18 protein-coding genes and 5 pseudogenes are annotated in these 26,604 nt (G+C 59.9%); 18 read left to right on the top strand and 5 right to left on the bottom strand.

Features of this window, described 5'->3' with window-relative positions; all coding sequences use genetic code 11:
* Window positions 1–281: 281 nt before the first annotated feature.
* Window positions 282–3,362 (top strand): AfsR/SARP family transcriptional regulator, encoded by a 3,081-nt coding sequence (locus V1293_RS19965; protein WP_334511564.1) that lies wholly within the window; start codon window positions 282–284, stop codon window positions 3,360–3,362.
* A gap of 282 nt (window positions 3,363–3,644) precedes the next feature.
* Here V1293_RS19965 and V1293_RS19970 read toward each other — a convergent pair.
* Window positions 3,645–3,932 (bottom strand): annotated as a pseudogene (locus V1293_RS19970) (winged helix-turn-helix transcriptional regulator).
* Here V1293_RS19970 and V1293_RS19975 point away from each other — a divergent pair.
* The 6 genes and pseudogenes from V1293_RS19975 (at window position 3,931) to V1293_RS20000 (ending at window position 9,786) form a co-directional block, all read left to right on the top strand.
* Window positions 3,931–4,299, top strand: a pseudogene (locus V1293_RS19975) (DoxX family protein). The pseudogenes V1293_RS19970 and V1293_RS19975 sit on opposite strands and share 2 nt — an antisense overlap.
* Window positions 4,300–4,301: 2 nt before the next feature.
* Window positions 4,302–5,041 (top strand): annotated as a pseudogene (locus tag V1293_RS19980) (SDR family NAD(P)-dependent oxidoreductase).
* Between the two features lie 415 nt (window positions 5,042–5,456).
* Window positions 5,457–6,368: an SDR family NAD(P)-dependent oxidoreductase gene (locus V1293_RS19985; protein WP_334511565.1), complete on the top strand. Its 912-nt coding sequence runs from the start codon at window positions 5,457–5,459 to the stop codon at window positions 6,366–6,368.
* A gap of 267 nt (window positions 6,369–6,635) precedes the next feature.
* On the top strand, window positions 6,636–7,511 hold the full coding sequence (locus V1293_RS19990; protein ID WP_334511567.1) for a tyrosine-type recombinase/integrase: 876 nt from the start codon (window positions 6,636–6,638) through the stop codon (window positions 7,509–7,511).
* 13 nt (window positions 7,512–7,524) lie between these two features.
* Window positions 7,525–8,714, top strand: a pseudogene (locus V1293_RS19995) (IS91 family transposase).
* A gap of 574 nt (window positions 8,715–9,288) precedes the next feature.
* Window positions 9,289–9,786: a hypothetical protein gene (locus V1293_RS20000; protein ID WP_334511569.1), complete on the top strand. Its 498-nt coding sequence runs from the start codon at window positions 9,289–9,291 to the stop codon at window positions 9,784–9,786.
* A gap of 1,362 nt (window positions 9,787–11,148) precedes the next feature.
* Here the strand turns inward: V1293_RS20000 and V1293_RS20005 are convergent.
* Window positions 11,149–11,421 (bottom strand): DNA -binding domain-containing protein, encoded by a 273-nt coding sequence (locus V1293_RS20005; RefSeq protein ID WP_334511571.1) that lies wholly within the window; start codon window positions 11,419–11,421, stop codon window positions 11,149–11,151.
* Between the two features lie 503 nt (window positions 11,422–11,924).
* Between V1293_RS20005 and V1293_RS20010 the strand changes: the two genes are divergently transcribed.
* Entirely contained in the window at window positions 11,925–12,149 is a 225-nt protein-coding gene (locus tag V1293_RS20010; RefSeq protein ID WP_334511573.1) for a hypothetical protein, read from the top strand.
* A gap of 29 nt (window positions 12,150–12,178) precedes the next feature.
* On the opposite strand, the gene V1293_RS20015 is transcribed toward V1293_RS20010, so the two are convergent.
* Window positions 12,179–12,604: a hypothetical protein gene (locus V1293_RS20015; RefSeq protein ID WP_334511575.1), complete on the bottom strand. Its 426-nt coding sequence runs from the start codon at window positions 12,602–12,604 to the stop codon at window positions 12,179–12,181.
* A gap of 242 nt (window positions 12,605–12,846) precedes the next feature.
* Between V1293_RS20015 and V1293_RS20020 the strand changes: the two genes are divergently transcribed.
* The 4 genes from V1293_RS20020 (at window position 12,847) to V1293_RS20035 (ending at window position 16,745) form a co-directional block, all read left to right on the top strand.
* On the top strand, window positions 12,847–14,070 hold the full coding sequence (locus V1293_RS20020; RefSeq protein WP_334511577.1) for a site-specific integrase: 1,224 nt from the start codon (window positions 12,847–12,849) through the stop codon (window positions 14,068–14,070).
* Window positions 14,067–14,990, top strand: coding sequence for a tyrosine-type recombinase/integrase (locus V1293_RS20025; protein WP_334511579.1), 924 nt, complete (start codon window positions 14,067–14,069; stop codon window positions 14,988–14,990). Before V1293_RS20020 ends, V1293_RS20025 begins: the two co-directional genes overlap by 4 nt.
* Entirely contained in the window at window positions 14,987–15,976 is a 990-nt protein-coding gene (locus V1293_RS20030; protein WP_334511582.1) for a tyrosine-type recombinase/integrase, read from the top strand. Before V1293_RS20025 ends, V1293_RS20030 begins: the two co-directional genes overlap by 4 nt.
* Before the next feature lie 118 nt (window positions 15,977–16,094).
* Window positions 16,095–16,745 carry an SOS response-associated peptidase gene (locus tag V1293_RS20035; protein WP_334516806.1) on the top strand — a complete coding sequence of 217 codons (651 nt, stop codon included), beginning with the start codon at window positions 16,095–16,097 and terminating at the stop codon, window positions 16,743–16,745.
* Between the two features lie 151 nt (window positions 16,746–16,896).
* On the opposite strand, the gene ligD is transcribed toward V1293_RS20035, so the two are convergent.
* Window positions 16,897–18,213: a non-homologous end-joining DNA ligase gene (gene ligD, locus V1293_RS20040; RefSeq protein WP_334511584.1), complete on the bottom strand. Its 1,317-nt coding sequence runs from the start codon at window positions 18,211–18,213 to the stop codon at window positions 16,897–16,899.
* A 1,807-nt stretch (window positions 18,214–20,020) separates the two neighbouring features.
* Here ligD and V1293_RS20045 point away from each other — a divergent pair.
* The 5 genes from V1293_RS20045 to V1293_RS20065 all read left to right on the top strand — a co-directional run bounded on the left by V1293_RS20045 (window position 20,021) and on the right by V1293_RS20065 (window position 23,969).
* The gene (locus V1293_RS20045; RefSeq protein WP_334511586.1) at window positions 20,021–20,218 is read left to right on the top strand and encodes a hypothetical protein; all 198 of its coding nucleotides are present in this window, start codon (window positions 20,021–20,023) and stop codon (window positions 20,216–20,218) included.
* A gap of 31 nt (window positions 20,219–20,249) precedes the next feature.
* Window positions 20,250–20,912 carry an SOS response-associated peptidase gene (locus tag V1293_RS20050; protein WP_334511588.1) on the top strand — a complete coding sequence of 221 codons (663 nt, stop codon included), beginning with the start codon at window positions 20,250–20,252 and terminating at the stop codon, window positions 20,910–20,912.
* A 116-nt stretch (window positions 20,913–21,028) separates the two neighbouring features.
* On the top strand, window positions 21,029–21,283 hold the full coding sequence (locus tag V1293_RS20055) for a hypothetical protein (RefSeq protein ID WP_334511589.1): 255 nt from the start codon (window positions 21,029–21,031) through the stop codon (window positions 21,281–21,283).
* A 532-nt stretch (window positions 21,284–21,815) separates the two neighbouring features.
* Entirely contained in the window at window positions 21,816–22,736 is a 921-nt protein-coding gene (locus V1293_RS20060) for a tyrosine-type recombinase/integrase (RefSeq protein ID WP_334508877.1), read from the top strand.
* Window positions 22,737–22,748: 12 nt separating this feature from the next.
* Complete coding sequence (locus V1293_RS20065) at window positions 22,749–23,969, top strand: IS91 family transposase (protein WP_334508880.1); 1,221 nt, start codon at window positions 22,749–22,751, stop codon at window positions 23,967–23,969.
* A 414-nt stretch (window positions 23,970–24,383) separates the two neighbouring features.
* On the opposite strand, the gene V1293_RS20070 is transcribed toward V1293_RS20065, so the two are convergent.
* On the bottom strand, window positions 24,384–24,605 hold the full coding sequence (locus tag V1293_RS20070) for a hypothetical protein (RefSeq protein ID WP_334511590.1): 222 nt from the start codon (window positions 24,603–24,605) through the stop codon (window positions 24,384–24,386).
* A 657-nt stretch (window positions 24,606–25,262) separates the two neighbouring features.
* Between V1293_RS20070 and V1293_RS20075 the strand changes: the two are divergent.
* Window positions 25,263–26,466: pseudogene (locus V1293_RS20075) on the top strand (tetratricopeptide repeat protein); the annotation flags it as partial.
* Window positions 26,467–26,604: the final 138 nt, after the last annotated feature.

The raw sequence follows: 26,604 nt of genomic DNA on the forward strand, positions 1-26,604 counted from the left end.
CAGCGTCACAAGCTGATGCGGCGTGATCGGAAAGCCCATGACTTCATAGGATGGCAGCTCTGCAGCGGTAGCTCCGAATCCGCTCATCATGAGAGCTGCGGCGGCTGTGATCGGCAATCGATACCTCATCGTGATCTCCATTCGCTGATAATGGCCAAGCCTGACCCCGCAAGCGAACCTACAGCCCCCCTGCAATGGACCTGTAAGCGTAAGCGTGATAAATTCGCAAAATCGTCGGACCGGGCGCATTTTTGCACCCCTGAGCATAGGGGCCGGCGGATATGACGAAGGTAAATCTCGCACTTCTCGGCGGTTTCCGGCTCCAGATGGACACCGGAGAGCCCATCCCCTTATCGACCAAAAAGGCGACAGCCCTGCTGGCCTATCTGGCACTGCATCCGGGCGAGGCTCAGGGGCGATCAAAACTTGCGGCTCTGCTGTGGGGCGACCGGAGCGAGGCGCAGGCGCGCGACAGTCTGCGACAGGCGCTAAGCCTTTTACGCAAGGCGCTGACACCCGCCCACCCGCGCCCATTGATTTCGCGCGAGGACACAATTGGCCTTGAGCCAACGGCTTTGAAGACCGATACGCGCGTGTTCGAGGGTCTGATCGCGCAACCTGGAGTGGAGAGTCTGGAGCAGGCCATCGGGCTCTATCGCGGTGAATTTCTCGAGGGCTTCCAGCTATCCGCGCCCGAGTTTGACAGTTGGGCAACCGCGGAACGTCACAGGTTCCGCGAACTGGCATTGGAAGCCATGGCAAAGCTGCTGGATCATCACCTGTCGGCGGGTGCCATCGAACGTGGCGTTCGCATGGCAGCACGTCTGCTGGCCGTAGATCCCTTGCAAGAGCGTGTTCATCGTACCCTGATGGAGCTTTATTGCCGACAGGGCCGACATGGCGCGGCGCTCCGCCAATACCGCACTTGCGCCGAACTCCTCTCAAGGGAGTTGGGAATCGAGCCGGACGCGCAGACGAAAACATTGCACCGCAATCTACTGCGCGGGTGGCACCGAACGCAGCCCGGAACATCAATGGCCAATCGCTCGGTTCCAACGGATGCTGTCGGGCAGATCGACCCTAAACTGCGGGTAATACAACGCTCCCCGGCTCCGTTGACCGTTCGGGACGATGAATTCGAATTGCTGTTAGCGGCGGGATTGAAGAGAACGGTTCCGCCGTTGAACGCCCCGAATACCGCATTGGGTAATTTACCTGTCCAAGCAACAAGCTTTCTTGGTCGCGAAAGAGATCTTGCCAAAGTTGGTGCGATGCTTTCCACCGCGCGGCTGGTAACGCTTACCGGCACCGGCGGGATTGGCAAGACGCGTCTCGCGATACAGCTCGCAGCCGAGATGCATCACAACTACCCAGATGGTACGTGGCTGGTGGAGCTTGCCGCGATCAATGATCCTGATGCGGTAGGTCACGCGGTCGCTGACGTATTCGGCATCGCGCACCAAGGCGGCAGGACAATCGAGCAAAGTGTCGCCAATTCGCTTGCTGGGCGCCGTCTTCTTCTAATTCTCGACAATTGTGAACACTTGATCGATGCGGCAGCCAGTCTTGCACGGCAGATCCTGTCAACATGCCCGCATGTCAGCCTGTTGGCGACCAGTCGAGAAGCGCTGATGGTCGATGGCGAACGGACCTTCCAGGTGCCTCCACTTGAGCTCGGCGATGGAAGTAGTTCTCCAGCCGTGGAGTTGTTTGTGGAGCGTGCTCGCTTCGTAGAACCACACTTCGAACTCGGTATTGACGGCGAGACCGTGTGTGAAATATGCCGCCGCCTCGATGGTATTCCCCTGGCAATTGAGCTTGCAGCTGCCCGAACGCGTGCAATGAGTCCCGCGCAGATCCGTGATCGGCTGCATGAACGCTTCCGCTTGCTGACTGGCGGATCGCGACGAGCATTGAACAGACATCAGACGCTCCGTCACGCAGTTGAATGGTCGTATGCCCTGTTGTCGCCAATGGAGCAGGTCGTGCTTTCGCGAGCATCGGTATTTGCTGGAGGTTTTGTGCTGGAGGCTGCCGAGCGCGTTTGTAGCGGCGGCAGCATCGCGACCGCTGATGTTCTCTACATTCTGGATTCTCTGGTACGGAAATCTTTAATTATCGTCGAACGACTCAGGAATGCAGTCCGTTACCGTCAGCTCGAAACGATTAGGCAGTTTGCTGAGGAGCGACTCGCGACAATGGGCGAAAGCGAAGTCGTTCGCGGTCGCCACGCGCAGTTTTTCGCAGAGGACGCGGAGACGCATCATAAAGCTTGGCGAAGCCCGCACCAACTCATGGCTTATCTATGGTTCGATCAAGAGATGGACAATCTGCGAGCGGCGTTTCGATGGGCGAGAGATCTAGATGATGTCGATATTGCTGTCCGGATCGCTTCCAGGATTCCTGGCATGGCAGTCCTCCGGGTGCGCAATGAACCTCTCAATTGGCCTTCGGAGATTGTGGATGCGGCAAGGCGGGTTGGTCACCGGCGGCTCGGAGCATTGCTTACTTATGCAGCAATCAGGGCCTGGAACTTGGGGCGCGTTCACGAGGCGAGGCTCTATGCGAAGGAAGCGATATCGCTGACGAGCAATGCCAACTTTGACGCGCCGGTCTGGGCTTTCGCTCTTCTGGCAATGATCGAGTCCCGGCAGGGCAATGCCGAAAGCGTCATTAAATTTGCGCGCGCCGGCGCCGAGCACCCAGCCGATCGGCGTGATCGGCAATGTTTGGCAACGCTTCCTTTCTACTTGGCAATGGGCGGCGCGAATGACGAGGCGATGAGGATTGCCGACGGAATTGTGGCCGAAGTCGCGTCCGCACGAATCCCAAGTGCGCTCGTTGCTGCCCTTTTTTCCAAGGGAAGGGCCTTTAGTGCAGCCGATCCGGCGCGTGCTTTAGATGCGTTCGAGAAGGCCTTAGCGCTCGCAAGGACATCTGGTAATCGTTATTGGGAGATCGCAATCATCCCCGCGGTCGCAGAGTTACAAGTGCGGAGCGGCGATCCGATCAAAACGCTGCAAAACCTGCCACGAATGCTCGAATTGTGGGGCCAATCAACCGATATAGGTCTCGCAACTCTCACGATAGCCACTCTGATTCTCCTATTTGAGCGGCTAGGATACTTGTCGGTAGCGGCCACGCTCAACGGCGCGCTCTCTCAAATGATCCCATCTACTCGCCTCTTTCAAGAGCTGCCTGACACTCTCGCCCGCGTTCGTCATGTGCTGGGCAATGCTTCATTCGAGGAGGCTAAAAGGCGCGGGGCGGCGATGACACATCGCGAGATGGTCGACTACGCGGCCGATCAGGTCCAACACGCGCTATCTGTGCTGGGCGCGTTCAATGCTGAAAGTCAGTAAGTCTAGCAAACGGATCGTGCAGAAACGCATGACCGCTTCTGGCACTTTTGGGGTATGCCGACTCGCTGACGATGTCTGTTCATAGGGGAAGACCGGAAGCCGCCAACCCACAGTCTAACGCGCTCTTGACCCATTTCGGAAGTCGACCCTAGCCGCTGCGCGCCTTCATCGATTGGGGAGGAGTGAAGCGTGTGGAGGCGGCAGCATCGGCCACTTCGCTTATCTCGCGTCCGAGACGAAGACGGACACGAGCGAGCTGCCGGAAAGGCCAGCGTCGCTCATCTAGCTGATTCTGGCTTTGCGCCCACGCGAGGCAGCCCGCTTCCGCGGCACGCTTCTTCCATACTCGTTCCATCAGGCCGTGAGCGCTTCCATTGTCGGCCCGAGCCCGCGAGCCTTTGGCGTGATCTCATATTCGACACGGAGCGGCACTTCCGCGAACACCATGCGCGACACCAAGCCGTCCGCTTCCAACTCGCGCAGTTGTGCCGTCAGCATGTGCTGGGTGATGCCGGGGATCGCTTTTCGCAGCTCTCCGAACCTGTAGACCCGCTGATTGAGCAGCCACATGATCTCGAGCTTCCACTTGCCTGAGAGCAGCGCGAACGAATGGGTTCGTCAGGCCCTCGCCGAGTTTGGTTACCCGAACTATCTCGTGCCGATCCTCACCGCGGCGAAGATCCTTGGCGTGGCTGCCATCCTGTCGCGCGTCAGCGTGGCGCTCAGCGATCTCGCCTATGCCGGCATGTTCTATCACCTGCTGCTGTCCGCCTTGGCGCACCTCGCTGTCCGTAAGTCGAGCGGCGCTCTGCCGGCGGCGGTGGGCCTCGCGCTGTAGATCGCCTCTTTCCTGACGCAGAACGCCGCGCGCGAAATCCCGTCGCCCTACGTCCAGGCTGCGGCGGAGCGCCAAATCACCCTTATCGAATGGAGATGAATATGGGTCGACTCAACGGAAAAGTAGCCATCGTAACGGGCGCTGGTCGCGGCATCGGCCGCGCCACTGCGAAGCTGCTCGCGGCGGAAGGTGCGAAGGTGGCCGTTCTTTCCCTCACACCTGAGAATGTGGATAGCGTCGTGGCGGACATCCAGGCAGCAGGTGGCACCGCGCTCGGCGTCGTCTGCGACGTCAGCGATGCCGATCAGATCAATGCCGCGGTTGATAAGGTGGTCGCAACCTACGAACGAATCGACATTCTGGTGAACGTCGCCTTCGATCCATCCTCAGTCTCGTCGTCGGTCGCCGATCTCTCGGTCGAACAGTTGCAGCGCAATTTCGAGACGGGCCCGGTCGCTATCTGCGGACGATGCAGGCCTGCTATTCCCACCTCAAGGCCAGCGGAGAGGGCCGCATCATCAACTTCGCCTCATTGGCCGGTGTCCTCGGCATGGTGGGCTATGGTCCCTATGACATGGCGAAGGAGGCGGTACGCGCCCTGACGCCGGTCGCCGCGCGTGAGTGGGGCGCCGACAAGATCACCGTGAACAACGTCCTTCCGGTCGCGAATACATGGGGCACGGACGACGTCCCTCCGGCGACCAACGCGCTCGCGCGGCATGGGTCGCCGGAAGAGGACATTGCGCCGGTCGTCCTGTTCCTCGCGAGCAAGGATGCGCAGTTCCTGACGGTCTACAGCCTGACCCCGGATGGCGGCTGGATCATCGACAGCGCGCGCTAAGGTGCAACGGTGCGCGAGACGGCCGACCGCATCATCGGCGGCAAGCAACATCGGCGGTTGCAGGACGCCCCGGCGGCTGTGCAATCGTGACGGCTTTGCTCCGCAGGCATTTGGTGGCCGCACGTGCGATTCCGCCTGGTAATTGTCGCTCTGACATCACGGCTTCAGGCGGTGTCTGGCTTCTGGCTGCGTGGCCGCCTCGGGAGTCCGCTCATGACACTTAGCTGACGTCACCCACCTGCCGAACGTCCGCTTGGCGCCATTTAAGCGGACATCAGCGAACTTCCCGAAAGCGGACGCATTGTCGATTGCGGGCGACGTGAACCTGGCTTTGCCAAAGGGACATAGCGCCCCGACAGTTGGTGTCACGGTTGCGCGCAGACGCATTCAATCTTGCCGGAAGGAGGATAGCGAGATGACAGAACGAATTTCGTTGGAGGGAAAGGTCGCGGTTGTGACTGGCGCAGGTCGCGGGCTTGGGCGGGCATACGTCGAACTTCTCGCCGAACGCGGCGCCCGGGTCGTTGTGAACGACCTGGGGACCGAGGTATCGGGGTTCGGGAAGGATTCCACGATCGCGGAACAGGTGGCCGATTGCATTCGATCCCGTGGAGGCGAGGCAATCGCGAATGACAGCAATGTTTCCACCCCTGAAGGTGGCAGTGACCTGATCGCGACGACCATCGAGCATTTCGGGAGAATAGACCTCCTCGTGAACAACGCCGGTATCTGCGGAAGCCAGCTATTCGAGGACGCCACCCTTGACGATTTCGATCACTATTGGCGGGTGCACCTCGGCGGGCCGGTTAACACGGTGAAAGCTGCCTGGCCGTATATGGTCGCACAGCGCTACGGGAAGATCATCCTCACGACGTCAGTCAGCGGCCTGTTTGGGTTACGTGGCCAAGCCACCTACGCTGCGGCCAAGTGCGCAGTAGTTGGATTGATGCGCATTCTTGCAATTGAAGGTGCTGAGCATGGGATTCTCGTGAACACGATTTCGCCAGCCGGGTACACGAGGATGCACCCGGCGGCCGTTGCGGATCCCGCTTGGCTGAAGCAGAGCGAAGCCACACTGCCGGTTGAGGCTGTTGCGCCAGCGATCGTCTGGCTGGCAAGCGATAGTTGTTCGGAGACGAACAGGATCTACAACGTGGAAGCCGGAGTAATCCAACGTATCGCTATCGTCATGGGACCTGGCTTCAATGATCCACATCTGACACCCGAGAGCATCGCCGAGAACTACGCAAAGGTCGAATCGATCGAGGGCTTCTTCGAGCCGGGTCCGTTCGAGCCCGGTCAGATACCCGCAACGGCGAAGTCTTGAGGAACGAGGTTAGGTCATGGCGACGTTCGACTCTGGCAGACAGCGTTACTCTATGAACTTCTACGCAAGTCATCAGCGGCCACTCCAGCGGCGGAGCTACACTGGCCGCCCAAGCGGACCTGCTGAAGGTCAGCTAAGGGTCAATGGACTAAACCGCTCGCGCGGTAGGACACTGCGGCGGGCGCTGCGGCCAATGGGATAGCGCGGCGGGGCGTCCTGTCTTGAGATGAGGGGTTCGCAACCTCCATCAAGACAGGAGCATCCCTCATGACCGATAAGGCCATAAGCCCGCTGCGGCAGCGCATGATCGAAGACATGACGATCCGCAAGTTGGCGCCGAAGACCCAACATGACTACGTGCAAAGGGTCAAGAACTTCGCGGCGTTTCTCGGGCGATCACCGGATACGGCGACGTTCGAGGACGTGCGCCGCTACCAGCTGCATCTGGCGGCGAGCGGTGTTGGTGTGCCGACCATCAATCAGACCGTATCGACGCTGCGGTTCTTCTTTAAGGTCACACTCAAGCGCCACGAGATCGTCGAGCACACCCATGTCATTCACGAGCCGCGCAAGCTGCCGGTGGTTCTCAATCCCGGGGAAGTGGCGCGGCTGCTCTATGCCGCACCCGGGCTCAAGTACAAGGCAGCGCTGAGCGTGGCCTACGGCGCCGGCCTGCGCGCCGCCGAGGTGGTCTCGCTCAAGATATCCGACATCGACAGCAAGCGAATGATCATCCGCGTGGAGCAGGGCAAAGGCGGCAAGGACCGTAACGTCATGCTCTCGCCGAGCCTGCTCGACCTGCTGCGGACCTGGTGGCGGGCGGCGCAGCCTCGGGGTTGGCTGTTTCCAGGCCGCGATCCAGCGCAGCCGATGACCACGCGCCAGCTCAATCGCGCCTGTCATGCCGCCGCCCAGATGGCGGAGATCAACAAGCCCGTCTCGCTGCACACCTTGCGGCACAGCTTCGCCACCCACCTGCTCGAGCAGAACATCGATGTCCGCGTGATCCAGGTGCTGCTCGGTCACGCCAAGCTCGACACCACGGCGCTCTATACGCGGGTCGCCACCAAGACAATCAGCGAGGTCATGAGCCCGCTGGAGCATATCGCGGTCAAGCTCAAGGAGATCCGGCCACCCGGCTGAGGCAAGAGCGCGCGTGTCGCGCCCGGCTTTGGAGGTTGCGGATATCTTCCGCTGCCATGGCCCGGCATGGCGTCAAGCCAATGCCGGCCATGTCAGCCCCGAACAACTGAAGGTGATGTCGGCAATCGAGAGCTGCCGCACGGTAGCCCTCGGCGGCCATGTCGCGCGCTGCGAGGACTGCGCCTATACGACCATCGCGTACAACTCCTGCCGCAACCGGCACTGCCCGAAGTGCCAGGGAGCCGCCGCGAAGGAATGGCTCGCCGAGCGCGAGGCCGACCTGTTGCCGGTGCCGTACATCACGTGGTGTTCACGCTGCCTGCGCCGATCGCCGACATCGCCTACCAGAACAAGGCGGTGATCTACGACATCCTGTTCAAGGTTTCGGCCGAGACGATGCTGACGATCGCCGCCGACCCCAAGCATCTCGGTGCTCGCATCGGCATCACCTCCGTGCTGCACACCTGGGGCTCGGCGATGACCCACCACCCGCATGTACACATGATCGTGCCGGGCGGCGGCATCTCACCCGATGGCTCGCGCTGGGTGGCGTGCCGACCCGGTTTCTTCCTCCCCGTCCGCGTGCTCTCGCGCCTGTTCCGCCGGCTGTTCCTGGAGAGGCTCATCGCCACGCACGCGGCAGGCCGCCTGAAGTTCTTCGGCAATCATGCCGCTCTCGCCGACGCGCAGGCGTTCGCGGCGTATCTGGCACCGCTACGCCGAACCGAATGGGTCGTCTATGCCAAGCGTCCGTTCGGCGGGCCACAGGCCGTGCTGGCCTATCTGTCGCGCTATACCCACCGCGTCGCCATCGCCAACAGCCGGCTGATCGCCTGGGACCGCTCCTGCGTGACCTTCCGATGGAAGGACTATCGCGCCGATGGTCGCGACCGCCAGAAGGTCATGACACTCTCAACCGGCGAGTTCATCCGCCGCTTCCTGATCCACGTCCTGCCGCAAGGCTTCCATCGCATCCGCTACTACGGCCTGTTCGCCAGCGGCACCCGCGCCGACAACATCGCCCGCGCGCGCGAGTTTCTCACCGTTGCAAGACCTGAAGGCGAGCCCGCCGCCGATCCCGGTAAGCCGGTTTGTCCATGCTGCGGCGGTCGCATGATCATCATCGAGGTCTTCGCGCGCGGTGCAACGCCACGGCATCAGCCGACACCTCCACCGATCGTAATCAGGGTCGACACCTCATGACCGCACCACAATCCCGCAACTCTGCTCGTCTCGCTCGCCGACTCTCGACCGGCCATGGCAGAGCGCGCTCAGACATCCGGCTGTCGTCCCAAATCGTCCGACAAATCACAGCGTTCGACGCCACCCGCCGCTCAATCATGAGCCGATCCAACGACGGCCAACTTGCTCAATCGGCCCAACCCCAATCACACACCTCATCCGCGGCACTCAAATCCCCATAGCGCACGCCGCACCACCCACGTATCCCTTCCCGCGGTTTCCTCCCTTGGAGGTTTGCGGACGCCGGCCCCGTGCGCGCCGCGCCACCTTCATGGGGCCGGCATCCGAAAACCTTCACATCAGCGGATTTGGCGGCGCGACTGTTTGATGTCGGCTTTTCCCTCAACAGGGGACACTGCTGCATCCGCTCGTGACGTCCGACTGGCGTCCGTCAGCTAACGGCCGCTCCTGGAAGCCTGAACTTTAATTTTGCGCTTGGGGAGCTGACCTGTTCCGCCAAATGAGACTCCGCGTCGTACTGGCAAGTGAAACCATTCGAACTCTCGGGGGTTTAAATTTGCCAGGAGAATTGGCAGTGAAGCGAATCTTGAAACCGGTCACTTATGTCATCGCCGCCCTGTATTTCCTGGTGGACGCGGCTTTCATGGCCATCGCCAAGCCGATCTCGGACTGGCTTGCCAGGCATGTCGTGCTGAGGCGATTGCGCGCCTGGATCAGATCGTTGCGGCCCTACCCGTCGCTGGCGCTGTTTTCGGTACCGGTGATCATACTGGAACCGTTCAAACCGGTGGCGGCTTATCTGGCTGCTACCGATCAGATGGTGAGCAGCGTTGTGACATTGATCGTCGGCGAGCTTCTGAAGCTCGTGCTGGTCGAGCGCCTGTTCAGCCTTACCCGGGACAAGCTGATGAAAATTCCAGCCTTTCTCTGGGCGTACACAAAATTCCGCCAAGCAAAAGCATGGCTGGAAGCCACCGAGGCTTGGCAAGCTCTTCGCGCAATAAGCAAGGCCGCCCGCCAGTATGTAACCGAGATGAAAAAATCTGCTCCGGTGGCGTTTCGGCAGTCTTGAAGAATTCGGTTGGCGCCAATCCGAGGGAGGTCTGTCACTGAGCCGGACAGGTCTGAGCGAGTCGGGTTTGCAACTTCGTTATCTAGTTCCCAGTTTCTTTCCCGGCGAGAACGGCGCAGCCTGTCAAAACTGCTGCCCTAAATTTAAGTGTTTATTCCAATTGACTCCGATTCGTTGCGGCATAGCCTCATCATCGGATCGCGACCAAGGCTTCCCACGCCAGCAGAGCGGGTCGCTCCCGCCAGCGCCAGTCGAAGTGGGCCGATTCCACGCGTGTGGTGCACCAAAACGGCGCTGACAACAGCGCCGTTTCTGCATCTTGGTGATAATCCAAGTCTCAGCTTCATCGGAATTAATGCCTCCGTTGTCCTTGTGCCATCGCCAATGTCCAGGCTGGCACCCGCTTTCGAATGCTCTCTCCTCCGCGGTGCTATCTCCTCCGCGGTGGCGGAATGACAAAGTCGACTACTGTACGGGCTGGGGGTCAAACCGAGTCGTGATCGTTCTCCACGGGAATGGCACACTCATCTGGAGCAGGTGGTCGGTCCCGGATGTCGCGCGCATATCTGGTTTGGATAGCCCAAACGATTTAACGTTTGTTAGTTCAGCTCCCTGCTCGCCGTGAACACCGTCATGGAAAATTAAGACACGCAGGGGACGATGAACGATTATCAAAACCATCTGGAGAAGCTGCGTAAAGACGCGGCCGAATGTTCGCTTGTCCGCGACCGACAAAGCGAAGCGTGAAATGTTCGACCGGCTTACGGGCATCTGGATCAACTAGCCGACAAGGTTGAGCGGGCCATAAATGCTCGAAAGACCGGCTAAAGGTAGCGGTGCGAGTATGCGGGTAAAATCGCTACTCATTCTGCTGAGTGTCACGGCGCTAGGGGCTTACACGGTAGGCCGCCACAGCAGTCCCGTTAACAACGCGCCAGTCGCGCAGCCGCAGCCTTCCGTGGCCAAACCCCTTGCCTTCGCGGCCCCTGTATCACCTCCTATTGCAGCGGCTACGACCTCAAACGCTACTTTCAATCTGGTCCACGCCACCACCAAGGCGGCACCCGAGAAGCCTACGGCCACCCGCGCCCCGAAAAGCCTGCAGCGCCTGAGATACAGCGCAAGGCTGAGACCGCACTGACGGCCGCGGCAATCGCTGCGATCCTAATCAAGGCAAGTTGAGACCAGTATCACGCATCCGGCAGGCCATGCGCCTGCCCAGATGGTGCAATGCGCAACGGCAGAGCGTGTGGCTCTCGTAGCGCGTATTCTCGACCGGGTGGGGCAGCGCCGCTTTGCTATCCTACCGACGTGACGCCTGCGATGATCGAGAGCTATAGGCAAAGGCAGGCGTCACGATGATCAGCCGCCGCTTCGCAACAGATTGCGATAACCTTGCTCGGTCATCCATCTGGCACGCGAGAGGTGGCTTTCGAACGCCAGCCGCGCGCGGTCGGCCTCGGTGTCTGGGTCGATGCGCAGCACGATCCGAGAGACATCACGCCAGTGAGAACCTTGTTGATCAGCATCGAGCATGCGCATGTACGTGATTACGTGCTCCTCGTCATACTCAGTGAGGGCTGGTCCCGCTGGCGCTACATCAGCGATATGTGGATCGAGTGGCGGCGTTTTCATGGCGTTCTCGATGAGAGTGCGGCGCGGGCCCCCGCGGATAGCACACTCGATGAGACGCGCGCAATTTCGCGAGAAAACGGCGCAGCCCTGAATTGCTTCTCCCAATAGCAGTAACGACGGGATTTACAACCCAACATTTGTTATTGTGGTCAACCGAATCACGGACCGCCCAAAGATGAGAATGCCCAAACCTAAGGAGTGGACGGACTCGGAACTGCAGAAGCTGCTCAAACTGGTCAAGCAAGGAGCGGGCACATCAAAGATAGCAGCCGAGCTTGGAAGGCATGCTGGGTCGGTGAAGCGAATGGCTCGCTCCATTGGCCTGCTTCTAAAGAAATAGGCTGTCTGGAATTTTAGAGAAAGGTCCTAGCGGTGGCGCTGAGAGCCTGCTTGGGCTGAAGGATCGCATCATGGGAGATGCGCATCGCTTTAACCATCATGCATTGCGTTCTGCGTAGCTTTTTATCTCCACTGATTATACTTCACTGCACGGGACGATGCCCATGCCATTTATGGTAAGAGGCTTCTACAACAATAATCCTCTGACGCTTACCAGCGGAACGGCTAAGGAGGCTTTCGCAAAAGCGATCGAGTGGCACGTCGTCGAAAAATTTAGCAACATCTCTATTAGCGACGGCATCAAGAACTACACAATTGCCGAGTTTTCATTGGTAATGGCGCTCAAGGACATTGCCAACACGATTCGATTCGGGACGAACCGCCTTTAGGACGCCCGTGCCGCTAAGATAGAGCGCAATTATCGCTCCTCATCAGGATGCACCCACTTGTACGGCGTAATCTCCCGCTGCTCAGTCAACCTGATCATGCGAACCGGCGGCTTGTAGCGGCGCGTGCCACAGGACCGGCATCGGAATGATGCCTCCAGCTTCCAAATAGGCGTGTCACGCGCCCTGCGGATGGCATCCAACGGCAAGCTCGCCCTCGTCTTGCATCGACAGCATTCGATTTCCAGCCAGCCGTAACCGCCATTGAGGCATTGGCCTATTGTTGGCGACGGCTGGGCCGGACCGCCATAGCCTTCCATGCGGACGGACCAAGCTTCCGCTTCTGCCCGGTCGGCAGCACGGGCGGCTTTCCTAGCGTCTTCGCGGGCCGTCTCTGCGCGCATCTTCGCGCCCATTATCCGGCCGCCCCAGATCACTTCACGTTTCTTGGTGCTCATGGCTGGGCATTACAGCGGTGTTGGCAGAGCCAAGCAACTTTACTAGGTTTTGAGGCTCGGAGCGGGCGGGCGGCGCTATAGGTACGGGTTGTGTGTAACCTCTACTATGCCGACCTCTGGATTATGCCGACCATTGGCCCAGAACTGTCTCTGGCTGCGGTGATCGCTGCGTCGGAGTCGGCATAATCCGATTGGTCCCACAGGTGTGTAGTCTCCCTCTTGCCAATTGAAGGGAGGCTTTCATGTTGATTGATCTGTCACGAGTTAGGGTTTCGGGTCCGCTTTCGGCATTCGCGACCGGGTTTGCCGACCACATGACAAGACAAGGCTATAGCCAACAGCAGGCCCGCATTCAGTTATTGCTGCTAAACCGCCTGAGCAATTGGCTTGTGAGCAAGGGGCTCGATGTAGGGGAACTACGAGCAAAGGAAGTAGAGCAGTTTCAGCTCAGCCGTCATGAAGCGGGTGACAAAATTCTTCGCTCTATCAGAGCGATGCAGCCGATCCTCGGATACCTGCGCGGTCTTGGGATCGCACCGGCGGCTTTGTCGCCTCCGGTCAGCGGAGTGCTTGAAGCGGCCCTGGCGCGATACCGAGGTTACTTGATACTTGAACGTGGCATCAGGAATGCGTCAGCGTGCCGGTATATTGAACTGATGCGCCCCTTCCTTCAAACCAAGGTCTTGCCGGACGGCCTTACTCTAGACCTTCGAAGCCTGACGGCGGCTGACGTCATTTCTTTTGTGGTGACAAACTGCCCTCGCCTGAGCCCTGGGACGGCCGGGCTGACGGTGTCGGCCCTTCGATCACTACTCGGTTTTCTTTACGTCGACGGCGCTATCGATCGGTCACTGGTGTCTGCGGTACCGACCGTTCCCGGTCGGCGATTAACCGGATTGCCGAAGGGATTGGCCGCTGACCAAGTGCAGCGCCTTCTTGCGTCCTGCGACACCAGCACCCGAAGTGGCTGTCGTGACTTCGCGGTCCTGACCATGCTTGTTCGCCTGGGCTTGCGGGCAGGCGAAGTCGCCAAACTGCAACTTGAGCATATCGATTGGCGAGGCGGCGAGATCGTGATTGCCCACAGCAAAGGCGATCGCTCCGAACGACTGCCATTACCTGCAGATGTCGGCGAAGCAATCGCGGCTTACTTGCATCACGGCCGTCCCGCAAGCGCGCAAGGCCGCACTGTGTTTGCACGGATCACGGCTCCGCATCACGCTCTCACCACTGGCGCGGTAACGCAGATTGTTCGCCACGCTGGCGAACGGTGCGGCTTTGAACGGATCCATGCTCACCGGCTGCGTCACACCGCAGCGACTCTGATGCTACGCGGCGGTGCATCGCTGCCCGAGATCGGACAACTCCTGCGCCACCGCAACGCCATTACGACATCGATCTATGCCAAGGTCGATCGCGATGCTCTGCGGTCGATCGCTCGCCCCTGGCCGGGTGTCGTCGCATGAACGCTCTCCGCAAGGCTCTCGCAGACTACTTTGTGGTTCGCCGCGCCCTCGGCTTTAAGCTCTATCGAGCCGAGAAGCTCCTCGGTCAGTTTCTCACCTTCGTCGAGGATCGCGGCGAAGATCATCTGACAACCGAGGCGGCGCTCGCTTGGGCGACATTCCCTAAGCGCGGTCGAACCTGGGCGTTTGCCCGGCTTTCCGTTGTTCGCCGCTTCGCTAAACACCTGCGCGGGATCGACCCCGCGACCGAGGTGCCCCCGACACACTTGCTGGTGCAGCAAAAAAGCCGAGCCACCCCCTACCTATATTCGGAGTCGGATATCGCGGCCCTCATCGCCGCAGCCGGGACGCTGCGGACACCGCACCGAGTGGCGACATTTCGGACATTGATCGCTTTGCTTGCAGTGACCGGAATGCGGGTTGGGGAAGCGATCGGCCTCGACCGCGACGATTTTGACTCCGTCATTGGACTACTCACCATTCGGAACGCAAAGTTCGGCAAGTCTCGCCAATTGCCGCTGCATCCGAGCACCGTGGCTGCACTGGTTGATTATCTGCGTCGAGACGACCGTCCGAAAAACTCGTCGAATACGCCGGCACTGCTGGTCACTACGGTTGGCACCAGGTTCCGCTACATGGGCGTCCAGCCCGTCTTTCGTCAAATGGTGGATGTCGCCGGCCTCAAGCCGCGCTCTGCCTCATGCCGTCCGAGGCTGCATGACCTGCGGCATGGATTTGCCGTCAATACCATCCTTGACGGATATCGAGATGGCCGGGAGCCGGGGAACCGGATCGCGTTGTTGTCGACCTACCTCGGCCACGTCGATCCTGTCAGCACATACTGGTATCTCTCAGCTGCGCCGGAGTTGCTGACGCTGGTTGGTGATCGTTTGGAGTGGCACCTCGGAGGTGCCGCATGACCGCACTTGCCCCAACCCTGCAAGCGTTCTTCACGGAACGCCTCATCCGCCAGCGCCAAGCTAGTCCCCATACACTTGCGGCCTACCGGGACACGCTGCGGCTGCTGCTGGTCTTCGCGTCCGCGAGGAAAGACGTCGAACCATCGAAGCTAGACATCGACGATCTTGATGCGCCGCTCATCGGCGCCTTCCTCGACCATCTTGAGAAGCAGCGGGAGAATAGCGCGCGCACTCGCAACGCTCGACTTGCCGCCGTCCGTTCGCTGTTCCGGTACGCAGCGCTTCGACATCCCGAGCATGCCGCCATAATCGAACGCGTGCTTGCCATTCCACGCAAGCGTTTCGACCGGAGGATCGTCACTTTCCTGATCGAACCGGAACTCGATGCGCTGTTCCGCGCACCCGACCGATCGACCAGGACCGGGCGGCGCGACCATACCTTGCTTACGCTCGCGGCCCAAACGGGCCTGCGTGCGTCAGAATTGATCGGCCTTCGCATCAGCGATGTTCATCTCGGCACTGGCGCCCATGTCAGTTGCATGGGGAAAGGACGGAAGTTGCGGATCACACCGATTACCTCGGGTATGGTCGCCCTCCTGCGTGTTTGGCTCGCCGAGCGCGCTGGTCAGCTGACGGAGCCACTTTTCGTCACCCAGTCGGGGACGTCACTCAGCCGTGACGCCGTCGAACATCGGCTCGCCAAATACGTTCAGATCGCCACCCGCGCCTGTCCGTCGTTGGGACAGAAAACCATCAGCATGCATGTGTTGCGTCATAGCGCCGCGATGCGACTGCTGCGGGCAGGAATTGAAACCTCGGTGATAGCACTTTGGCTCGGCCATGAGCAGGTCGAAACCACCCACATCTACCTACACGCTGATATGGGAATCAAGGAACGCGCACTGGCCGCGACAGCTCCAACGGTCGCCACTCCCGGTCGTTTTCGACCGAACGACAAGCTTCTCGCATTTTTGGAGGCACTGTGATTATGCCGACTCCAACGCAGCGATCGCCGCCGCCAGAGCCCGTTTTGAGCCAATGGTCGGCATAATCCAGAAGTCGGCATAGTAGAGATTATGCCGACGTCGGCATAACCTTTATTCCATCACCACAAATCAAGAGGCCATCCGCGCGCTTTTCCGCGTGATGAACCGCTATGTCGGCAACCTTGCGCCGATGCTGGGCGTGTTTCCAGATTATCCCGCGCCAGTCGTGCGCAACGCCGGTGACGATCGCGAACTCGTCCTGATGCGCTGGGGCATGCCGCCACCGCCGCGAACCGGCGGGCCGCCGGTGACCAATATCCGCAACACTTCCTCGCCGCACTGGCGCGGCTGGTTGAAGCCTGAAAACCGTTGCCTAGTGCCGTTCAACAGCTTCGCTGAGTATGCGCCGGGGCCGAACCCGGAGACCAAGAAAAAGGACGTCGTCTGGTTCGCAATCAATGATGATCGGCCGCTGATCTGCTTCGCGGGCATCTGGACCGAGTTCAAGGGCGATCGTGGCACCAAGTCGAAGCCGGTACCCGGTCCGCACAATGTCTACGGCTTTCTTACGACGTCGCCGAACGCGATCGTCGAACCGATCCATCCCAAAGCGATGCCAGTAATCCTAATGACCGATGAAGAACGCGATGTTTGGATGCGGGCGCCGTGGGATGAGGCGAAGGCGCTGCAACGGCCATTGGCGGAAAATGCGCTGAGGATCGTCGCTCGCGGCGCGGACAAAGAAGACAGTAGTTCAGCTAGACGATAGGTCTGACTCGGCGTTTCATGCCGCGACGATTGTCCGCCATCAGGACACCCGTCAAGCAGCACGTACATCCGCTACCGCATGTGGCCTGTCCCTGCTTATGCGATCAACTGCGGCTGACGCATCCTGAAAGGAAAAGCCGCCATGGCGGCGGCTATCCGGAATTCAAAGCTGAAATCTGATCAGCCCGCAACGCCATCTTTTGCTTCCGTTGATACGTCAAGAAGCCGACTGCAACGAAACCAAGCATCATCATTGCCCATGTTGACGGCTCAGGAACGCTCGATGCGAGCGCGACGGAATTGATATTGACTGTGAGTTGCTTCTGATCGCTAAACCAATTCTGGAAATCGGGAATATAGAACATTGTGGCGCTGTTAAAACTCGTCGGATCGATACCGGATGTCCAAGAAGTTGACAGAAAATCGGTCACTGCATTGCGTGGTGCCGAGCCTGTGTCGTCGAACTGGAAATAAAAGATAGGGACGTGTGCGATGGTAGATGCGTCCCTCGCAAAAACGATCTGATCATACGTCGGGCTGTTCACCACCTGAATTATGTTGCGATCAGTCGAAGGTGTTGCCGTGAAGCCCGCAATCTGCATGTCCGTGATTGCACCAAGGTACCGGATGTAATTGCTTCCCGTCGATGTCGTGGCCGATCCAAGGTCGAAAGTAACCCATGTCGCCTTTGGCTTCTTGATGGCTTTGGTTAGCTTCGACTTCGGGCTAACCACCGTGTCGAGCTGCTTCCTGATCTGGGTTGAGACGGTGCGCGACCATCCAGTTCCTACCTTGCCCATATAGACCAGCTCCTTGCCTTCCTGCTTGCCGAGATAAAGCGCCGCGACGCCGCTAGGGTCTTTGACGAACCCCGGAAACTTGCCCTTATGAACGGCCTTGATCTTGAGCCAGTTCTCATTTCGCTCTGAACGATACGGGGCGTCCGCCCGCTTAGAGATGATGCCCTCCCAATGCAGCTTGGCGGCATGCTCAAACATCTTCTGACCGTCGCCGATGAGATGTTCGGAAAACAGTACCGACAGTTCGATGCCGTTTTCGCCGAGCAGATCTAACAAGAGTTGCTTGCGTTCGATCTGCGGCAGCCTGCGAAGGTCTCCGTTGCGCCAGAGAAGGTCGAATGCGTAATAGACCATTCGGTCCTGTCTGCCCGCGGCAAGCTCGGCCTGAAGTTCGGAAAAATTGGTGCGGCCTTCATGGACCACGACTACCTCACCATCGATGATGGCTTGGCCGGGAATATCGAGGACGCCCGCAATGGCAGAGAACCGTTTGGTCCAGTCCAGCCCGTTGCGGGTGTAGACCTTCTTCCGTCCGCTATTCACGTGAACCTGCACGCGATAGCCGTCAAACTTGATTTCATGAAGCCACTGATCGCCCATAGGCGCCTTGGTCTTCAGGGTAGCAAGCTGGGGTTTAATGAACCCCAGCATCTCAATACGCTTCGGCAAAACGCAACTCACAAAAAGCCCGCCGCACCTTGGAGGGCAACGGCGGGCATTTTACTTCCTTCGTGAAAATCTCGAACAATCAGGGGACGTGGTCGCCCGTGCCACCACCGATGCTATATGGCTTGGTGAGGAAATAGTCGCGGGTTGCCAGAGCCCTTCCAGCGTATTGGTCAATCGCCACTGTGATCGCTTGGACGTGCAAGTAGCACCACCTCTCTCGTACGGCCAGTTGCCAAGAAGAGGAAGCCCCCAAACTAAGACATCGCTAAACGCTGGGTTTCAAACACTGTTTCAAACATTCACTTTCATCAAACTACATCTGAGAGTCTAAAAGCGAACCGACACCTTTAAAGCCCATTGGTAGCTTGATGGCACGCAACTGGGGATGGCGGGGCGCGGCCGTGTTGGAAGTGTTGGTTACCGAGCGAAGCTCGACCAGATGGGAATGGCGGGTCTGTGACCGCCACGGGGCGGCGATTATGGGTGGGTTTGAGAACACCCGACCAGCGGCCAAGTACCGGGGTAATCGGGCGCTATTTCTTTTGTTGTCTACGCGCTGGATACGATGATGCGCGAAGTCGCGCGCCAGAGTGCGAACAGCGGTCGCTGGCCGTGTAACTAGCGGCAGTTCTAGGGCTCCCAGAGCGATCCAGGGCCCCATTTGGTCCCGTGAAATCGGCATAAGCTATCTTCATAAAGCATTGCGTCTCCCCCGTGCCGGGTTTGATCGTTCGCCATGAAGACGGCTTGAACGCCATCCCGTAAAACTACGGTGAATGGCCCCGACGATATCGCACGTCGCGGCCATTCGAGATCATCAGGCCGGTTACGTCCGCCGCGCCTTCCGATCACAAGCGTCGATAATTAACGGTACTTGACCAAGGCTGGATGTGGCAACTGCGCCATCGAGGCAATCACATTCCGCGCGAAAGCGGCGCGCCGCCAGTTCGCTCTTACGCCAGTCCGCCCGGCGCTGATGCTCCATCGGCTCCCATGATCTTGCCGCCCCAGATGGCCTGTCGCGTTTTGATGCTCATGGCCAGCAATTACAGTGCTACGGCGCCGGACGTGCAATCCACGACCCCTACGGATGACGTCGGCTCCGTGGCACTTCCACTTGGTCATGCCAGCCGCCGCAGCGCCGGGGAAAAGTTGCAAGATAAGGTTGGAACCGTGGAAACGGAGACGCGTCGAGTCACGTCAGAGTTACCACCACCGTTGAGGGTGAAATGGCCCTGCACTTCAGCCGCGTTGGTCCTGCGACAGAGGACTTGGAGATATGGAGCGCCAGCGAACGCGGCTTTTCGTTCGTAATCAGTAACGAGAGTAGAGATGGGCCCGGACTTCACGGCAAGCCGGGCTTTGTAGCTTCTTGGCGCCCTATCCATATCAACAAGCCTGCGATCAGGGTGGGCGGATCACCCTTCAAGGCGTACGCCGAAGCCGAGACGGCCTGTGAGGCCATGCTGGCGCACCTGACCAGATAGCTTCGGCTTTGGCGCAGCCGCCGCAATTTAAAGAGGGAGCAATGACTGTTTTCGTTTACGTCAACGAGCAAGCAGATCGGAGACAAAGACCACGTCAAGGTCTTCGCAAATGTGGATGCCGCAGAAAAGTGGTTCGAGAACGATCCTGAAGGCGTCGCGTTCGAGTGCGAGGTATTAGAATAGTCGTTGATCCGCGCGCCTCTGTCGTGCGCACGTGCTGGGTGGTAAATCGCGAGCGCACAATGGGGCTCGGTGTTGCACTTTGGTAACCCATTATTTTGCTCGCAAGCGATAAGTTCATCGCTTTGGGAGAGACGCATATGGATGTGTATTTGAACACCAAACGTGATCTGCTCGTTGTGAAGAAGGGATATCCGATGCCGCCCGCTGCGGCGCAGGGAAAATGGCGTAAAAGCAAAAAGAGGGTCATCAAAGTCAGCGACGAGATCAGCTCCGCGCTCCAGAGGCAGGGCTACTACATGCGCAAGCTAGGGGAGCTGCATGGTAATAGAGATTAGGCTAAGAAAGATCCTTCGCGGCAGACCTTCGATGTTCAATCTCTATAGCATCACCACAAATCAAGAAGCGATCCGCGCGCTCTTCCGCGTGATGAACCGCTACGTCGGCAACCTTGCGCCGATGCCGGGCGTGTTTCCTGATTATCCCGCGCCCGTCATCCGCAATGCAGGCACAGAGCGCGAGTTAGTCATGATGCGCTGGGGCATGCCGCCACCGCCGCGCACTGACGGCCCACCGGTCACGAACATCCGCAACACGTCGTCGCCGCACTGGCGCGGCTGGCTGAAGCCGGAGAGCCGGTGCCTCGTGCCGTTCAACAGCTTTGCCGAATACGCTCCGGAGCCGAACCAGGAGACTAAGAAGAAGGACGTCGTTTGGTTCGCTATCAATGATGATCGGGCGCTAACCTGCTTCGCGGGCATCTGGACCGAGTTCAGGGGTGACCGAGGCACCAAGTCGAAGCCGATTCCGGGACCGCATCTTGTCTATGGCTTTCTCACCACGACGCCGAACGCTGTCGTCGAACCGATCCACCCGAAGGCCATGCCCGTCATCCTGCAGACAAACGAGGAGCGCGATGTTTGGATGCGAGCACCGTGGGATGAGGCTAAGGCGCTGCAGCGGCCGTTGCCCGACGATGCGCTCAAGATTGTGATGCGAGGAGCCGACAAGGAAGATATGGTCGCGGCTTAGCTGTCGTGTCGGGTGCTGGGACCGGTTCCCCGATCTTGCGAAATCATTTGGCGGCGCGGCGAAGTTTAAGGAAGGTTGCGCAGGGAACCTCGCGGAGCCTCGCGCCGTTGCCAAGTATGAAGATCCGATCACATTCCGAAAGTCATCTTGTCGTACTCGACGACGGCTCGAAATGGCAAATCTTTCCCGGCGACCTTGACGTGACGCTGAACTGGCAGCCGGACACAGAACTTAAGCTCGTCCGCATTGACGATCCGGCGAGTTCGCATGCGTTGGTTAGCGGTAATGACAACAGTAGTGTCCGAGTATTGCCGGTGGCAGAGAACTGGCCGGTCGATCAGGTGCGTACCGCCTTAAAAGACAGTCAGTAAGCGCTGATCGCGTCGCAAGATTCCATCGCCTAATGACGGTCTGACATCGCCTGCATGCGACGGCTGACAACGTCCTCACCTGCCCGCCGCAACCTTATCCGCCGGGCAGGCAACGTCAGAATCGCTAGGAACAACCCCGTCTGAGAACCAGTTTCGTTTGCGGGCCACTCAGTACGCGTATCGGTGGCCCCGCGGCCCCCGCCTCAACCCCATGCCCCCGAGAAGGCGCGGGGCCGTGTCCGTCAATACCGTGGGGTGGCGGTGCCAGCCCGGATGAAAAAACGGTGCGACCGCAAACGCTGAGCCGCGCGGCGTCGCAGCCCAAGTCCGCTAGCCCCTCAAAAACGGACATCCGCCAGTGCGATTGGCTAGCCCGCGTTGTGCCAAAGCACTAAATCGCTGCGCGATAGCCCGCTGCGCGGGGAGCCCGACCGCGAGCACGGTAGCCGGGGTCAAGATCGTCGATAGCGCGCGGGTCGCCCTGTCTTGAAGATCGAGGTGTCGTCAACCTCATTCAAGACAGGAGTTTCCTATGAGTACGGATGCTGTCAGCCCGCTGCGCCAGCGCATGATCGAGGACATGAATGCGCGCAAGCTCTGTGCGGGCACGCAGAGAGGCCATATCAGCAGTTGCAAGCGGTTCGCGGCGTTTGTGAAGCAGTCCCCCGACACGGCCACACTTGAGGACATCCGCCGCTTCCAGCTGCACCTGGCCGAGACGGGCGCGAGCATCTGCAACCGCAACCGCATCATGACCGGGTTGCGGTTCTTGTTCCGCGTGACGCTGCGCCGATTGGACCTTGCGGCCGAGATCTATCATCTCCGCGAGCCTCAGAAGATCCCGCTGGTGATGAGCCAGGATGAGACGCGGCGCCTGCTGGCCGTCGCCGGCAGCCTCAAGGCCCGCCTCCTGCTCAGCCTCGGCTATGGCTGCGGGTTGCGCGCCGGCGAGGTGGTGCGGCTCAAGGTCAAGCATATCGACAGCGCGCAGAAGATCATTCGCATCGAGCAGTCCAAGGGGCGCAAGGACCGTAATGTCATGCTGTCGTCAAAGACGCTCGATCTGTTGCGGCAATGGTGGAAGGCGCGCCCATCGCGTCACGATGCGCAAACGCCCGTGCCGGAACGCTGGCTGTTTCCCGGCACCAGGGCCGGCAAGCCCATGACCACCCGCCAGCTCAACCGCCTGTTTCATGAGGCGGCCGATGCGGCCGGGATCAGGAAGGGCGTGACGCTGCACGCGCTGCGCCACAGCTTCGCGACCCACCTGCTGGAGGACGGCACCGATATCAGATTCATCCAGGCGCTGCTGGGTCACGACAAACTGGACACGACGGCGCGCTATACCCGTGTCGCCACCGGCATGATCGCGGCGATCGAAAGCCCGCTCGACCGGCTGTCGCAGCCTCGCAAGAGACCCAGGAAGAGCAGGAAGAACCCGCCGCCGGCGTAACGGCCGGGAGCTGTGTCGCGTCCAGCGCTGGAGGTCGCGGATATCTTGCGCGACCACGGGGCGGCGTGGCGGCGCGCCAATGCGGGCCACGTCAGTCTCGGCCAGCTGAAAGTCATGAGTGCGATCGAGCGCTGCCGCACGGCGGCGCTCGGCGGCCATGTGGCGCGCTGCGAGAACGAGACCTGCGCCCACACCGTCATCGCCTACAACAGCTGCCGCAACCGGCACTGCCCCAAGTGCCAGGGCGCTGCGGCCCGCGAGTGGCTGGCCGAGCGCGAGGCCGATCTCCTGCCGGTGCCGTACTTTCATGTGGTGTACACGCTGCCGGCGCAGATCGCCGACATCGCCTATCAGAACAAGGCGGTGATCTACGACCTGCTGTTCAAAGCCTCGGCGGAGACCACGCTCACGATCGCGGCCGATCCCAAGCATCTCGGCGCTCGCATCGGCTTCATGTCGGTGCTGCACACATGGGGTTCCGCGCTGACGCATCACCCGCATGTCCACATGGTCGTGCCGGGTGGTGGCCTGTCGCCGGACGGATCGAAGTGGATCGCGTGCCGACCACGCTATTTTTTGACCGTGCAGGTTCTCTCGGCGTTGTTCCGCAGGCTGTTTCTGGAGATGCTGGTCGCGGCTCACCACGCCGGCCGCCTGCAGTTCTTCGGCGAGCATGCGCGGCTCGCCGATAAGGCTGCATTCGCTGCCTATCTGACGCCACTGCGCGAGATCAATTGGGTGGTCTACGCCAAAGAGCCGTTCGCCGGGCCCAGGCAGGTGTTGCGCTATCTGTCGCGCTACACCCACCGCATCGCGATCTCCAATCGCCGGCTGCTGTCCGCCGACGAGAACGGTGTCACCTTCAAGTACAAGGACTATCGGATCGAGGGGCCCGCCCGCTACAAGGCGATGACGCTGGCGACCGACGAGTTCATCCGGCGCTTCCTGATCCACGTGCTGCCGAAGGGCTTCCATCGCATCCGACACTATGGCCTGCTCGCCAACGGCGCCCGAGCCGCAAACATTGCGCACGCGCGCCAGCTGCTCGCTCAGCCGGCGCGCCCTAAAGAACCCGAGACGCCCGAAGCCGCGATCAACGAACCCCGCGTGCTGCCGCGTCCATGCCCGTGCTGCGGCGCCCGCATGATCGTCATCGAGACTTTTGAGCGCGGCTGCGAGCCGAAGCACCGCCCCACACCGGCGCCGGCGCCGATCAGGATCGACACATCATGAGACCATCGCCGCCGATCAACGACCGCAGTGACAAGCGCCATTCTGGCCGGCTCTCAGCCGGCAGCGCCCACGCTCGCATCGCTGTGCTGGATTCACCAGCAGTCGCGCGACCAATCTTGTCGCGCGACGCGCAGATCGCTCGTTCATACCGACGCACACCCCTACGCGTGGCAGAAGCCCGATCATCGCAACCGCTCCGGTCCAGTCTTCTCAGGCCCGAGCCCGCCGCAAAATCCCCATAGCGCCCGCTGCACCGTCAGCGCCCCACCTCCCGCGATTTCGTGCCTTGGCGCTTTTCGGACGCCGGCTGTCCGAGCGTGGAGATGGTCTCGGCATGCCGGCATCCGAAAACCTGCACAGTTGGCGACATAAGGGGTTGGCGTTTAAAGAAAGAGGCCGCCAACTGAGGCGGCCTTACTGCACTCCAAGCTCCTTGATCGCCAGAGCAGAAATATCCGCAGGATCGCGCACGCCAGTTTGCCCGATCTCGATTATCTTCTTGGCGACCATCTCGGCTATCGGGTCATTCCGGTCAACAAGACCGATGGTCCGCAATGCCTGCTCATACGCCGTCGTCAAACGGCTGATTTCCTCAGGCCCCATCGGCATGTTTTGCAGTAAGCAATAAATCGGCATGGGCTCAGCCCCTGATAACGGAAGCAAGATCGTACCACAGGGGAACCTAAGAGGAGCGGGAATAAGTAAAAGTCGCGCGCTTCCCAAGACACCCGCTCACGCCGAGAATAAAGCGAAACAACCAAGACCAGACCAAAACTGGCCACTCCGTATTTCCACTACGGGTCATTCGCTTCGGTTTGATGCTCCGCCGGTTACTTCCAGTCTTCCCCGATAAGCGGACATCACGCACCGAGACCAGCACGGCCGAAAAGGGCTAAATCCAGACTCGTGCGCTGCAGAAAAAGGGGTACTATCCGATCACCTCATCAGCACGAGCGGCGCGGGCTTATTCGGGCAACCCCGCTTTCCGAAGGCCCTCCGTCAGCAGCTTCGCGCTTCTTGGCCAGCCCCGAGCGATCCACCCGGATATTGTAAAGGCGGGATCGACCTCAAGCAGCCGCGCCACCGCCTCACTCGCCTCGGCCTCACGTCCGAGATGGGCGAACGCTGACGCGTTGACGGAAAGGACAGGTTCTGACGCAGGGCTTTCTTCCCTGCGACGATGGCCTCGTCAAAGCGACGAAGCTCGATGAAGGCAGAGCCTATCCCAACAAGCACTCGATACAGCAGCGGGTCTCTCGGGCTCATGCGAATGGCGCGCTCAAAGACCGGCGTTCACCTCCACGTCTTTCTATCGTTGTGTTGCCGTTCGCCAACCTCAGCGGTGATGCCGAGCAGGACTATTTCGTCGATGGCGTGACCGAAAGTCTAACCATTGACTTGTCACGCATCGGCGGCTCGTTCGTAATCGCCCGGAACAGCGCGTTCTCATATAAGGAAAGAGCTATCGATGTACGGCAAGTCGGCCGCGAATTGAACGTTCGCTATGTGCTCGAGGGCTCAGTGCAACGCAGCGGCAAGCGGCTTAGGATAAACGTGCAGTTGATCGATGCCCACAGCGGCCAACATCTTTGGGCGGAGCGTTTCGAGAAGCCCGTCGTCGATTTGTTCGACATGCAAGACGAAATCGTGTCCTTGCTTGCCAACGCATTGAACGCCCAGCTTATCGAAGCCGAGGCGCGACGCGCGCAGCAATCAATGCATCCCGATGCAACAGACTTGGCCTTCCAAGGGTTTTCATGGCAATACAAGGGACCGACCCCTGAATATGTCGCTCAGGCGTGCGTCCTTTTTGAACGCGCTTTGGAAATCGATCCCCGAAGTGTCAAAGCGCTGGTCGGCATGGCACGCGTCCACCTGGCGATGGGGGCCGCGATGTTAGCTGACGACCGGGCCACGCATTTCTCGGCGGCCGAAGCGAATGCGATCAAGGCCCTTTCGCTCGCTCCAGAATACCCGTGGGCCCATTTGGCCCTGGGTGGCGCACAAATTTTTACAAACCGCGCAGCACGGGGGATTGCGGAATTTGAACAGGTATTGGGTCTTGATCGCAATTCGGCCGAGGCACACGCCTACACTGGTTTGGCAAAAGTGTTCTTGGGCCGCGCGGCCGAGACCGAAGCTCATGTAGTCGAAGCGCTCCGCCTCTCCCCACGCGACATCTCCGCCTATCAGTGGATGCACATCGTGGGGACAGCCAAATTGCAGCTCGGCGCTGAGGCTGAAGCTGTCGCTTGGTTACAGAGAAGTATTGGCGCAAATCGAAACTTTCCTCTGACCCATTTTATCCTATCCGCTGCCTTGGGCTTACTTGGCGCGTTGCATGAAGCGCGAGCTGCTGCAAACACCGGACTTGCGCTTCATCCAGATTTCGATCCGTCGTCTGCGCGCCGTCGTATACAGCGACAATGCGACGTATCTCGCTGGGCGAGAGCGCGTGTGTGAGGGTCTGCGCTTGGCTGGAGTGCCGCAGGAGTGATCTCCGCGCCCGTCGCGCATTCGTTGTGTTCGCTTCGAAGCCTCTGTTGCCGGGATTCGTAGGAGTATTCTACGCGGTATCAAGCAGCGGCGGCGGCTGCGGACTCGTTGAGGAGACCTCCAAGCCCCAACGAGTCCG

Origin of the sequence: Bradyrhizobium sp. AZCC 1693, assembly GCF_036924745.1 — a bacterium.
Taxonomy (GTDB): Bacteria; Pseudomonadota; Alphaproteobacteria; order Rhizobiales; family Xanthobacteraceae; genus Bradyrhizobium.

What these genes read in the sequence shown, in the direction of transcription:
- V1293_RS19965 (WP_334511564.1), top strand. Translation starts at nt 282, where the DNA reads ATGACGAAGGTAAATCTCGCACTTCTCGGCGGTTTCCGGCTCCAGATG.
- V1293_RS19985 (WP_334511565.1), top strand. Translation starts at nt 5,457, where the DNA reads ATGACAGAACGAATTTCGTTGGAGGGAAAGGTCGCGGTTGTGACTGGC.
- V1293_RS19990 (WP_334511567.1), top strand. Translation starts at nt 6,636, where the DNA reads ATGACCGATAAGGCCATAAGCCCGCTGCGGCAGCGCATGATCGAAGAC.
- V1293_RS20005 (WP_334511571.1), bottom strand. Translation starts at nt 11,421, where the DNA reads ATGAAAACGCCGCCACTCGATCCACATATCGCTGATGTAGCGCCAGCG.
- V1293_RS20010 (WP_334511573.1), top strand. Translation starts at nt 11,925, where the DNA reads ATGCCATTTATGGTAAGAGGCTTCTACAACAATAATCCTCTGACGCTT.
- V1293_RS20015 (WP_334511575.1), bottom strand. Translation starts at nt 12,604, where the DNA reads ATGAGCACCAAGAAACGTGAAGTGATCTGGGGCGGCCGGATAATGGGC.
- V1293_RS20020 (WP_334511577.1), top strand. Translation starts at nt 12,847, where the DNA reads ATGTTGATTGATCTGTCACGAGTTAGGGTTTCGGGTCCGCTTTCGGCA.
- V1293_RS20025 (WP_334511579.1), top strand. Translation starts at nt 14,067, where the DNA reads ATGAACGCTCTCCGCAAGGCTCTCGCAGACTACTTTGTGGTTCGCCGC.
- V1293_RS20030 (WP_334511582.1), top strand. Translation starts at nt 14,987, where the DNA reads ATGACCGCACTTGCCCCAACCCTGCAAGCGTTCTTCACGGAACGCCTC.
- V1293_RS20045 (WP_334511586.1), top strand. Translation starts at nt 20,021, where the DNA reads ATGGATGTGTATTTGAACACCAAACGTGATCTGCTCGTTGTGAAGAAG.
- V1293_RS20050 (WP_334511588.1), top strand. Translation starts at nt 20,250, where the DNA reads ATGTTCAATCTCTATAGCATCACCACAAATCAAGAAGCGATCCGCGCG.
- V1293_RS20055 (WP_334511589.1), top strand. Translation starts at nt 21,029, where the DNA reads ATGAAGATCCGATCACATTCCGAAAGTCATCTTGTCGTACTCGACGAC.
- V1293_RS20060 (WP_334508877.1), top strand. Translation starts at nt 21,816, where the DNA reads ATGAGTACGGATGCTGTCAGCCCGCTGCGCCAGCGCATGATCGAGGAC.
- V1293_RS20070 (WP_334511590.1), bottom strand. Translation starts at nt 24,605, where the DNA reads ATGCCGATTTATTGCTTACTGCAAAACATGCCGATGGGGCCTGAGGAA.